This is a genomic window from Senegalimassilia sp. (assembly GCF_977052095.1).
The window spans coordinates 89,560-100,316 of sequence record NZ_CDRSTZ010000002.1 but is presented as its reverse complement, the minus strand read 5'-3'; the positions used below and the strand labels follow the sequence as shown (position 1 = coordinate 100,316).

8 protein-coding genes and 1 pseudogene are annotated in these 10,757 nt (G+C 58.7%); 4 read left to right on the top strand and 5 right to left on the bottom strand.

From position 1 onward, the window contains the following. Together ACWI6D_RS01000 and ACWI6D_RS00995 are read right to left on the bottom strand one after the other, a co-directional pair. A pseudogene (locus tag ACWI6D_RS01000) lies at positions 1-447 on the bottom strand (hypothetical protein); the annotation flags it as partial. A 17-nt stretch (positions 448-464) separates the two neighbouring features. Then, positions 465-2,360 carry a GH25 family lysozyme gene (locus ACWI6D_RS00995; protein WP_449133335.1) on the bottom strand — a complete coding sequence of 632 codons (1,896 nt, stop codon included), beginning with the start codon at positions 2,358-2,360 and terminating at the stop codon, positions 465-467. A 112-nt stretch (positions 2,361-2,472) separates the two neighbouring features. On the opposite strand from ACWI6D_RS00995, the gene ACWI6D_RS00990 reads away from it, so the two are divergent. Beyond that, on the top strand, positions 2,473-4,593 hold the full coding sequence (locus ACWI6D_RS00990; RefSeq protein ID WP_449133334.1) for a L,D-transpeptidase family protein: 2,121 nt from the start codon (positions 2,473-2,475) through the stop codon (positions 4,591-4,593). A gap of 68 nt (positions 4,594-4,661) precedes the next feature. Here ACWI6D_RS00990 and ACWI6D_RS00985 read toward each other — a convergent pair whose 3' ends face one another. Next, entirely contained in the window at positions 4,662-4,862 is a 201-nt protein-coding gene (locus ACWI6D_RS00985) for a hypothetical protein (protein WP_288284459.1), read from the bottom strand. Positions 4,863-4,916: 54 nt separating this feature from the next. On the opposite strand from ACWI6D_RS00985, the gene ACWI6D_RS00980 reads away from it, so the two are divergent. From ACWI6D_RS00980 to ACWI6D_RS00970, 3 genes are read left to right on the top strand one after another with little or no spacing between them, the layout of a single operon-like run. Continuing rightward, positions 4,917-6,692, top strand: coding sequence for a phosphotransferase (locus tag ACWI6D_RS00980; protein ID WP_449133333.1), 1,776 nt, complete (start codon positions 4,917-4,919; stop codon positions 6,690-6,692). A 34-nt stretch (positions 6,693-6,726) separates the two neighbouring features. Next, entirely contained in the window at positions 6,727-7,836 is a 1,110-nt protein-coding gene (locus tag ACWI6D_RS00975) for a hypothetical protein (RefSeq protein ID WP_449133332.1), read from the top strand. A gap of 4 nt (positions 7,837-7,840) precedes the next feature. Continuing rightward, complete coding sequence (locus ACWI6D_RS00970) at positions 7,841-8,113, top strand: hypothetical protein (protein ID WP_302935836.1); 273 nt, start codon at positions 7,841-7,843, stop codon at positions 8,111-8,113. Positions 8,114-8,331: 218 nt separating this feature from the next. Here ACWI6D_RS00970 and ACWI6D_RS00965 read toward each other — a convergent pair whose 3' ends face one another. Beyond that, entirely contained in the window at positions 8,332-9,303 is a 972-nt protein-coding gene (locus ACWI6D_RS00965; protein WP_302717647.1) for an LCP family protein, read from the bottom strand. Between the two features lie 27 nt (positions 9,304-9,330). After that, positions 9,331-10,566, bottom strand: a complete 1,236-nt coding sequence (locus ACWI6D_RS00960) for an LCP family protein (protein WP_449133331.1) — start codon at positions 10,564-10,566, stop codon at positions 9,331-9,333. Between the last annotated feature and the right edge of the window lie 191 nt (positions 10,567-10,757).

Genomic DNA, 10,757 nt, shown 5'->3' with positions numbered 1-10,757 from the left:
CCACTTGCCGCCGTCGAGCGCCCAGCCCGTGGTCATGGCGCCCGAGCTTGCCAGGTGGTACGTGGCGCCGCCGACCTTCTTCAGGCCCGTGGCCATCTTGCCGCTGCCGGGCTCCAGGTAGTACCATGCGCCGCCGACACGCAACCAGCCAGTCTTCAATTTGGTTTCGGAAACGGCGTAATACCAATCGCCATCGATCAAGTTCCAGCCCTGCTTGTAGCGAACCGGCTGGGGTTTCTTAGAGGCTTCAGACGAAGAAGCCCCCGTGCGGCTAGCAGCCGAGTCCTGCACCACAGCCGAGCCGGCCGAACCGTCGCCAACCCCACTCTGAACCTTAACGGCCGAGTCCTTCGGCACGGCACCGGCGTCGTCAGCCGCATAAGCTGCGGAAACGTAGCAAACAGCCAACGCCGCCGAAAGCGCGAACGTCCATACCAACTTTCTCACATGCGCGCCCATACCCATTACTTCCTTACAGCCGTCGGATCCCATAGCCCATTTGCGTCGACGTAATAGCCGCCCACCCATCGAGACGTGGCCATAGCGCCATCGCCCATAACGTAATAGTTACCGATCCATCGCGAAGACGCCATGGCGCCGCCGCGGGAGCCGTCCAGGTAGTACCACTTGCCGTCCACCTGCTGCCAGCCGGTGGCCATCCGGAACGTCGACTTGTCGAGCCAGTACCACGAGCCGCCCGAGCTCAGCCAGCCGGTCTCGAGCGCGCCGGAGGAGTTGGACCAGTACCACTTGCCGCCGTCGAGCGCCCAGCCCGTGGTCATGGCGCCCGAGCTTGCCAGGTGGTACGTGGCGCCGCCGATCTTCTTCAGGCCCGTGGCCATCTTGCCGCTGCCGGGCTCCAGGTAGTACCAGGCGCCGCCGACGTACTTCCAGCCCGTAGTCATAGCGCCCGAGCCGTTCGTCCAGTACCAGCTGCCATCGGAGCGGACCCAGCCGGTGGCCATGGCGCCAGAACCGGACAGGTAGTACCACTTGCCGTCGACCTGCTGCCAGCCGGTGGCCATCTGGAACGTCGACTTGTCGAGCCAGTACCACGAGCCGCCGGCCTTCCTCCACCCGGTCTTGAGCGCGCCGGAGGAGTCCGACCAGTACCACTTGCCGCCGTCGAGCGCCCAGCCCGTGGTCATGGCGCCCGAGCTTGCCAGGTGGTACGTGGCGCCGCCGACCTTCTTCAGGCCCGTGGCCATCTTGCCGCTGCCGGGCTCCAGGTAGTACCAGGCGCCGCCGACGTATTGCCATCCCGTGGTCATGGCGCCAGAACTTGACAAGTAATACCAGCTGCCGCCGGAACGAACCCAACCGGTTTGCATCCATCCGGAACTGTCGAAGTAGTACCATTTGCCATCAATCTGAGCCCACCCATTCTTTGGATAGGAACCGTCTTTGTAGTGGTACCACCAAGAACCATTCGAATACACCCACTGGTCCCCGTGGACAAGCGGACCTGTAAAGTCGAAATTCACGTCAACATCTTCGGTGATTCCGGAAACCGAGCTTTGTCCGTCAGCCTGCCAAACATCGTAGTGCTTTCCGTACGTGCACTGCCAGTTATACTGGGCCACCCAACGCGGCCACTTGTCATACTCGGAGCTTGTCAGATAGTGCGTCCACCAGTTCGTATTCGCGTAAACGCCCGGAGTGAAACCCGCTGCGGAAATAGCCGAGCAGAACGCTTTGGTATTTGAAAGCAGCTGATTATTGCTAATCTTCGGACTGCTCCCGCCTTCTTCCAGGTCGTAGTACACGGGATACGACAAATCAACCGGGCTCAAACCAGCCGCGTTAAGAAGCCGCAGCACATGAGAGGCTTCGCTGCGAGCCATACTGGTGTTTTCAGCATACGAATACAAGTAGACACCAAATGGAATGCCGTACTTCTGGCATCCGCGAACATTCGCTAGAAATTGGTTGTCGTCCTGCTTGGTGTAATCAGAGCCATAGCCGCACCGAATGATGGCGAACGTTACGCCGGAGCTTTTAACCTTCGACCAATCGATAGGCCCTTGGTGCGTGGAAACGTCAACGCCAAAGCCTTTAGCGCCCCAAACAGTGGTGCCGTTGCTGCCATAGTACGTCCCGCCGCTTTTCCACCAGGTGTTCCCGCTGGAATCATACAAAGCTATCCCGTCTTCGTTTCCAGCATCTCCAACGTAATAGCCATCGGAGAATCGCCAGCTTGATGCAGCTTTGCCGGACGCCGCATCAAATTCAGGTTCCGACTCGTATACGTTATTGATGATGGGGCCGACATCGAAGCCAATATCCTCGGCGTGCGCCGACACCAAAGGGCAACTGGAAAGAACCAGCGTCGCAAGACCAATCGCCAGAGCTATTGGCATCCTAAAGCACTTTGTCATGAGTCCCTTCGCTCCTTTGCTTTATGCTAATAACGGTAACGATATTACCCAATTATTTTATATGGAAACCGTTTTCGCGTAAAAGGGAGGGGCTATGACGAGGAGAATCGGCGAACGTCATCCATATGCAGCAGCGCCATTGCTGGCAACAGCAGCATTAGCGCTGCTACTTGCCGGGGCCAATGCCGGCCTTGCATGGGCAGACGAGCTACCGGCGAACGAGCCTGCCAAACAGCAAACGCCTCAAGTAGAAGCTTTGCCGCAAGACGCCGAAAGCAACGCTTCCGCCAACACCACCAGTACTCCGGACGCTTCAGCAAAGAACGGCACGGAAGCTGCGGACGCCGCAGCTTCCGCAAGCGCCTCAAGTGCCGCAACCAGCAACGGCGCAAACACGGTAAGCGAGCAGGCGCAAAGCACGAACAACCGCCAAAACGTCAACACCGGCAGCTCAAGCAACGCCAGCAAGGCTCCCGCTCAACCTGTCTACGACTACCTCCAAAGCAAATCCTCACCCCACCTCACCTACACGAAAGACGGCAAACCGTGCAAAACGTACGGGTGGGCGCACGTCAACGGCTCTTGGTATTGGTTCAACAACAGCCCGTACGCATCCGAAAACTGCTGGCGCTACGTCAATGGCTCGTGGTATCACTTCGATGCCGCAGGCGTCATGCAAACGGGCACCTACGCCACGTCCGACGGCTCGCTTTGGCACTCGAACTCGTCCGGCGCCATGATCACGGGAAACAACGGCTGGGTTCGCAGCGAGGGCCATTGGTATTGGGTGGCCCCCAACGGGAAGCTGTCCACAGGCTGGAAATGGAGCAACGGTTGGTATTGGCTCGACAAGAAAACGGGCGCCATGGCAACTGGCTGGGAAAAGGTCGGCGGAAGCTGGTACCTTATGAACGGCTCGGGAAAAATGCTCACCGGCTGGCAATGGCGCGGAGCCTGGTTCTATCTGAACGGGTCTGGCAGCCTGCATACGGGCTGGCTGTGGGATAACGGCTGGTACTGGATCGACGAAAACTCGGGCATGGCAACTGGCTGGGTCAACGACAACGGAACGTGGTACCACTGCGCCAAATCCGGAATCATGCAATCTAACGCATGGGTGCTCGACGAAAAGGGCCTCTGGCACTGGGCTGGCGGAAGCGGCGCCATGCAAAGCGGATGGGTCTACTACAAGTCAATCTGGTATTACCTCGACCCCAAAGACGCACGTCATCCTACGGTCACGGGCACCAAGTCCATCGCAGGGAAAGACTATCGATTCAACTCCGATGGGGCCATGAACGCGAATAAGTGGGTCGTCGTCAACGCGAAAACCGGGAAAGCAAGGTACGCCTCGGCAGGCGGATCCCTTACCGCAAACGCCATCATCAAGAACAAATCGATTGTGCTCACCAACGAAAAGGGCGTTCCTTTAAGCGGGTGGACGAAAATCGACGGACGTCAGTTCTACGCAACGCCCGATAGCGGGAAAGCGGCAACCGGCTGGCTGAAAATCAAAGACACGTGGTACTACTTCAACAGCCAGGGCGCCATGCAAACCGGCTGGGTTTACACGGGCGGCGCCTGGTACCTCCTTGGAAACAACGGAGCCATGCGGACAGGCTGGCAGAAGGTAAGCGGTACGTGGTACTACCTCGACAAGCAATCGGGAGCCATGCATACCGGATGGCTTAAGGATGGCGGCACATGGTATTACCTGTACGGAAGCGGAGCCATGGCTACCGGATGGGTCTACGTTGGAGGCGCTTACTATTACCTCAACAGCAGCGGAGCGTGGGATCCAAACGCCGATCCGATGTATCGCAAGGCGCAAGGTTACTCCAGCAACACAAATTGGCTGATTCTGTGCGACACAACAAGAAACCAAGTCTGCATCTATTGGGGCAGCAAAGGAAACTGGAAGCTGCAGAAGAACTGGACCTGCACCACGGGCGCATGGGATACGCCAACCGTCCTGGGCCAATTCACCGTAGGCGCCAAGGGGTATGTGTTTGGCTCCGGCTTTAGCTGCTACTACTACACGCAGTTCTGTGGCAACTACCTCTTCCATTCGGTAACGTACTACCAGAACACGTTCAACATTATGGACGGAAGGCTTGGCATGAACTTGTCGCACGGCTGCGTGCGCCTGCAAATCGACAACGCGAAATGGATCTACGACAACATCCCCTCCGGAACTAAGGTCGTAACGTTCTAATCATTTCGCAATATCGCAGTAAAACGGGGGGCGCTTCGAGCGCCCCCCGTTTTCGATTCCGAGCGATTTTAAACTAGCGCAAGCATCTTGCCGGCTGTTTCAGCCAATGGCTCATAACACGCCATCCGTTCAACACCCGCATCACGCACAACAGTGCTCAAGCAGCTTCCCTGCTGCGCAAGCGCGCAGGGCTCTTTAACCGCCGCAACAAGACCATTCCGTTCCAATTTCTTTCTATTTATCGATTTTCCGAACATATCCTCTTCCATATGTTCGCAATCTTGCTATGATAGTTAAAAAGCGAACAACAAAGGATTCGTCTCATGGCACTTAAGCACAACCATTTTAAAGTCATCTATGCCCTCAGCAAGCTTCCCCATGCAACGCAACGAGAAATCGCGAACGCTACCGGCCTGGGACTTGCCACCGTCAACGCCGCCTGCAAGGAATGCGAAGCCGCGGGGCTCATCAGCGATGGGCGCTTGACCGCAACCGGTATCGCATCGTTGAAGCCGTACGCCGTCGACAACGCCATCATCCTAGCCGCCGGCCTCTCTTCGCGCTTTGCACCCATTTCCTACGAGCGCCCGAAGGGTTTGCTGCGCGTTCGTGGCGAAGTGCTGATTGAGCGCCAAATCGAGCAGCTCAAAGCCGCGGGCGTTACCGACATTGTTGTTGTCGTCGGATACAAAAAAGAATGCTTCTTCTACCTGGAAGACAAATACGGCGTCAAGATCGTCATCAACAACGAATACGCCGTTCGAAACAACAACTCTTCCCTGATGCTGGTCAGGGAGCTGCTGGGTAACACCTACATCTGCTCTTCGGACAACTATTTCGAGGAGAACCCCTTCGAAAGCCATGTTTGGAAGGCATACTACTCGGCCGAATACGCCGAGGGGCATACCGATGAATGGTGCTTGAAAACCGGCACGCACGACCGAATCCGCAGCGTGGAAATTGGTGGCGAGAACGCGTGGTACATGATCGGCCACGTCTTCTTCGATAAAGAGTTCTCCACCCGCTTCCGCGAAATCCTTGAAGACGAATACGACTTGCCGCAAACCCGCGACAAGCTTTGGGAAGACCTGTACGTCGAGCACATCAAAGAGCTCGACATGCGCATTCGCCGCTATGATCCCCCCATCATCCGCGAGTTCGACTCCCTTGATGAGCTGCGCGACTTCGATCCGCTGTTCCTGGAGAACCTTGATTCCGAAATCTTCGACAACATCGTTGCCGTGCTTGGCTGCAAGAAATCCGAGATTCACGACGTTTACCCGCTTAAGCAAGGTCTGACGAACCTGAGCTGCCACTTCGCCACCAACGATGGCGAATGGGTGTATCGCCATCCCGGCGTGGGAACGGAACTGCTTATCAACCGCACCGCCGAGAAAACCGCGCTCGAAACCGCCCGTCAGCTCGGCCTCGACGACACGTTCGTGTTCGAAAACGCGCGACGTGGCTGGAAGATTTCGAAATACATCCCGCACTGCAAGAACCTCGATGCGCACGACGACAGCCAACTTGAAATCGCGATGGTTATGGCTCGCAAGCTGCACGAGTCGGGCGCAAAAGTCGAGCGCAGCTTCAGCTTCTACACCGAGGGCAAGCGATACGAGTGCATGCTGAAGGAACGCGGCCCTATCGATGTTTCCGATTGGCAGGAGATGAGCAGCCAGGCTGATATGCTCAACAACCTTATTAGCGCGGAAGCGGCCGACCCCGTGCTTTGCCACAACGATTTCTTCGGGCTGAATTTCCTTGTGGCCGAAGACGACCGCGTCAGCCTCATCGATTGGGAGTACGCGGGCATGGGCGATTACGCGAACGACTTCGGCACGTTCTGCGTGTGCGAGCAGCTTGACGAAGAGCGCATGCGCAAGGCACTGGGGTATTACTTCGGCCGCACGCCCACCGCATCCGAATGGCGCCACAATCTTGCGCAGGTCGGCTTGGCGGGATGGTGCTGGTATGCCTGGTCGTTGCTTAAGGAAGCCGAGGGCGAGCACGTGGGCGAATGGGCCTACATCTATTACCGCTACGGCAAGACCTACCTGAAGAAAGCCTTAGACCTTTATAACCAAAGCGAACAGTAAGCATCGGGAAAGCACCAAGCGGAAAGGGCCAGACATGAATTCCTCGATCGAAACGCTTCAGGCCAAGCGGCGCAGAAGCTTCATGACGCGCGGCATCGCGTTCGCCGTTGCTTCGGGCATATGCTACGGACTTTACACGGGTTTTCTCACGCTTGCGGAAACGCAAGGCGTATGGGGCGAATGGTTCGCCGGAAGCACATGGGGCAATGGCAACGAGGCCTTGAGCGCGTTCGCCATCACGTTCACGCTTGCAGCGCTTGCCGCCGGAATTAACGACTTGTTCAGCGGCATATGGTCGGTTCTCGTTTGTGCAAAGAACCATCAGCTGGGCGATTTGCGCAAGACGCTTGCCTCTAAGCCCGGCCGCGTGATGATGCTGTGCGCCGCAGTTGGCGGCCCCTTCGCCACCATCGCCTATGTCATCGGCCTCAACTCCGCCACGGCCTCGGGAAATCCCGGCGTTATCGTGCCGATTGCAGCGTTGAACTGCGCCATCGGAGCAATTTTGGGCCGCATCCTGTTCAAGCAGAAGCTCAGCGCGCACAAAGTGCTCGGCATTGTGGTGTGCCTTGCCTCTGCAGGCATGATCGGCGGCGCAAGCTTCGCGTCCATGGGGCCCGATGCGCTGCTTGGATGCCTCTTCGCCTTCCTGGCGGCATTCGGATGGGGCTTTGAGGGCTGCGTTGCGGGATTCGGCACCATCCTTATCGACTACCGCATCGGCATTGCCATCCGCCAAATGACCGCTGGCGTGCTTGAGCTTCTCATCGTCTTCCCCGTGCTTGCGATTGCGGGAGACGGGGTTGGAAGCCTGGTGAGCCTGGCCGGCGCTGCCGCAACAAGCCCCACGCTGCTGATTTTCGCCATTTCCGGCCTGTTCGCTATGCCGGCGTTCTCGTTCTGGTACAAAGGCAACTCCATGTGCGGCACGGCGCTTGGCATGGCGTGCAACGGCATGTACGCGTTCTGGGGACCGCTGTTCATCTGGCTTATCATGGGCGTACTGGGCATCGGCGGTCTTTCTGCTGACTATCCACCCCTCACGGCAATCCAATGGCTGGGCGCCGTCATCATGGTAATCGGAATCTTCTGCATCGCCGTAGAGCCCCGCAGCCTCTTCGGCAAGAACAAGAAGGGGGAATAATCCCATGAGCAGTAACCTAATGCCGCTGTATTTCGCCATCATGAAGCACTTCGAAAGCGGAAAGGCCGATTGCGTCGAAGGCGTGATGGACGCGCTGCGAAGCGATTACGGCACCTATAAGCTGTTTACCGAAAAGGACATCGAGGAGTCGCTGGCCACCGCAAAAGAAAACGGCCTGCTTGACGAATGCGATTGGCAGCTTGACAAGAACGGCAACCTCAAGGTTTTCTACCAAGCCAACGATTTCGGTAAAGACATGATTGCGAAATACCTGTAGCAAGCAGGAAGCAACCAACAAGGCGGGCGGCATCTCTAGGATGCCGCCCGCCTTTGCTTTTCTGTTGACATTGCACCAGCGCCCGCAGGCCCCCCGACATCGCATCGCAAGTCAAAGGGTGCGCAACCCCAGCGCTTGCTGAAAGGCCCAAAACAACAACGCGCGAACGTGGCGTGCGTGCCATGTTCGCGCGTTTGCAATTCCTGCCTGCGGAGGCCTTATGCTGCCGCTACGCGGGGAGAGGCGACGATGGTTTCGGGGTCGCCGCCGGCCTCTACCGTCTCGATGATCTGGGCCCACGTGGCCTCATCGCGGTAGGCAAGCCACAGGTTGATGTCCGGGTCGATATCGCCCTGGTACGGGCCCGTGCCGGACGTGAACTCGATCTTGTCCGCATTCTGCGCGAACACCTTCACCGTCTCGACCAGGTCAGCCGCATTCCAATCGGTGTCGCAGTTGTCGACAAGCGCCTGCACATGCAGCGCGGCGTTAACAGGATCGGCGGCAACTTGCTGGATGCCCACCTGCACCAGCTGACGATCCTGAATCTGGCGGCATGCGTCCAGGTCGTTGGCGTACTGCTTGCGCGAGCGCGCCAAAACCAGCGCCTCGGGGCCGTTCAGCTCCTGCGTGCCGGCGTTCAGCGCAATGTTGTCGCCCGAAACAATGTCCACCAGCTGCATGTTGATGGGCACGTTCGCCGTCACGCCACCCAGCTGGTCGACGAACTTCTCGAACTGCACAAAGTCCATGTCCAGGTAGTACTTCGGGGTGACGCCGGTAAGCTTGGCAACTTCGCTTTCAAGCGCCTCGATGCCGGCGATGTGGTACACCTCGTTCAGCTTCATCTTCTGGCCGTTGTACTCGGTGGACGTGTCGCGCGGGACGGAAATCAAAGCTACCGAGTAGGTTTTCGGGTCGATGCGCGCAAGCATCAGCACGTCGCTGCGGCCGGTGCCGTCGGAATACTCCGGCTTCGTGATCTCAACCGTGCCCGTGCGCGAGTCGTTGCCCACGATCATCACGTAGAACGGCTCCGTTTCGGCCTTGGCGGTCTGCACGCTGTCGGAAACCTCAAGCGTCTCGTCCTCGTGAACGTTCGGCTCGGCCTTCTTTTGGCATCCGGCCAGCAAGCACAGCGCAAGCGTGCAGCAGGCCACGATCGCCAAAATCCTCTTCCTTGTGTTCATTCCCGTTTCCTTCCTTGCAAATCCTTGTTACGGAATGATTGCCGTTGAATCTACGTCGATGCCTTTCGGGTTCTCACCAGCATCAACGGATTTCATGATGGTAGTCCAGCCCTCGGGGTTCTCGTAGCACATCCACAAACCGCCGGCTTCCTCGTTGTAATCGCCCTTCGACGGCCCCGAGGTGCTGTACACGGTCATGCTGCCCGAACCGCCCGCAAACGTCATGGCAAGCGAAATGATGTCCGCCGTGCGCATGTCGGTTCCCACGAAACCGGCAACGCTCAAGATGGTGTTGGGCATCTGATACACCGGCTCGTTGAGCACCTTGTTCATAATGGCAAGCGCAAGCTGGCGAACGTTATCCTGGCGGTGTTCGTCCTGGTCAACCTGGTATTCGTGGCGGGCGCGGGCAAACAACTGCGCCTGCTGGCCGTTAAGCACCTGCGTGCCCGGCTCAAGCGTGACCGTCTCGCCCGTCAGGGCATCCTCGTACGAAAGCTCAATATCCACGTTCACCTCAACGCCGCCCAGCTTGTCGACGATGTCCTGCAATTCGGAGAAGTGAACCTCGGCGTAGTGCGAAATGCTCACGCCCGTAAGCTGCGAAACCGCCTTGATGGACTCCGGCGCGCCGCCGATGTTATACGCCTCGTTGATTTTCATGAGCTGGCCATCGGACGTGCGATACGGCGTGTCGCGCGGCACGGTGACCATGGTGATCTGCTTGTTCGCGGCGTCCACGCGCATAAGAATCATGACGTCGGAGCGCTGGTTGTCGCCGGATTCGGCCGCCTTGTCCGACGTGCCCGAGCCCTCGCGCGAGTCCGACCCCAGCACCAGCACGTAGAACGGCTGGCCCATTTCGGCCGGAGTCAGCGCGTCGCTGACCGCAATGTCCTGCTCGGCACCCATCGAAAGCGCGCTGTCAAGCTGATGAGAGAACCACAGGCCGTAAGCGCCCACGGCGAAAACGCACACCAGCACCACCGCCAGGGCCGTCAAGCCGACGCGCTTGAGCAACCGCGCGCGGCGTCGCTTGCGCGCAACCGCCACATACGCGCGCTGCGCGTTCGCGCGCGACTGAACAGGCGCGGGCGCCGCCGATGCACGTTGCGGCAGCTGACCTGCATAGGCACCACCAGCGCCACCGCGCGGGCGAGCCGCCTGGTTGCCGCGAGCTTGGCCCGGACGCGCCTGCGCGCCATACGGCCCGCCCGGCCGGCCACCACGAGCCCCGCCCGGCTGGCCGCCGCCTTGCGGCATGGGAGCACCCTGACGCGCGCGCGAGCTCGGCGCAGCGGGCCTGCCCTGCGCAGCGCGTTGCGGCGCGGCGCCCGGACGGGCGGCATGGCCTTGCCTTGGTTGATGCTCCCTGTTGCTCATGTCGAGAATGACCCTTTCTGTTTACGCTTAAACCCTTGAATTGTAACACCCCGAGAAATTCAGCAGCGCAA

Bases quoted from the DNA above. Each gene is read 5' to 3' on its own strand.
- ACWI6D_RS00985 (WP_288284459.1), bottom strand. From the start codon at position 4,862: ATGGAAGAGGATATGTTCGGAAAATCGATAAATAGAAAGAAATTGGAA.
- ACWI6D_RS00995 (WP_449133335.1), bottom strand. From the start codon at position 2,360: ATGCCAATAGCTCTGGCGATTGGTCTTGCGACGCTGGTTCTTTCCAGT.
- ACWI6D_RS00990 (WP_449133334.1), top strand. From the start codon at position 2,473: ATGACGAGGAGAATCGGCGAACGTCATCCATATGCAGCAGCGCCATTG.
- ACWI6D_RS00960 (WP_449133331.1), bottom strand. From the start codon at position 10,566: ATGCCGCAAGGCGGCGGCCAGCCGGGCGGGGCTCGTGGTGGCCGGCCG.
- ACWI6D_RS00975 (WP_449133332.1), top strand. From the start codon at position 6,727: ATGAATTCCTCGATCGAAACGCTTCAGGCCAAGCGGCGCAGAAGCTTC.
- ACWI6D_RS00970 (WP_302935836.1), top strand. From the start codon at position 7,841: ATGAGCAGTAACCTAATGCCGCTGTATTTCGCCATCATGAAGCACTTC.
- ACWI6D_RS00980 (WP_449133333.1), top strand. From the start codon at position 4,917: ATGGCACTTAAGCACAACCATTTTAAAGTCATCTATGCCCTCAGCAAG.
- ACWI6D_RS00965 (WP_302717647.1), bottom strand. From the start codon at position 9,303: ATGAACACAAGGAAGAGGATTTTGGCGATCGTGGCCTGCTGCACGCTT.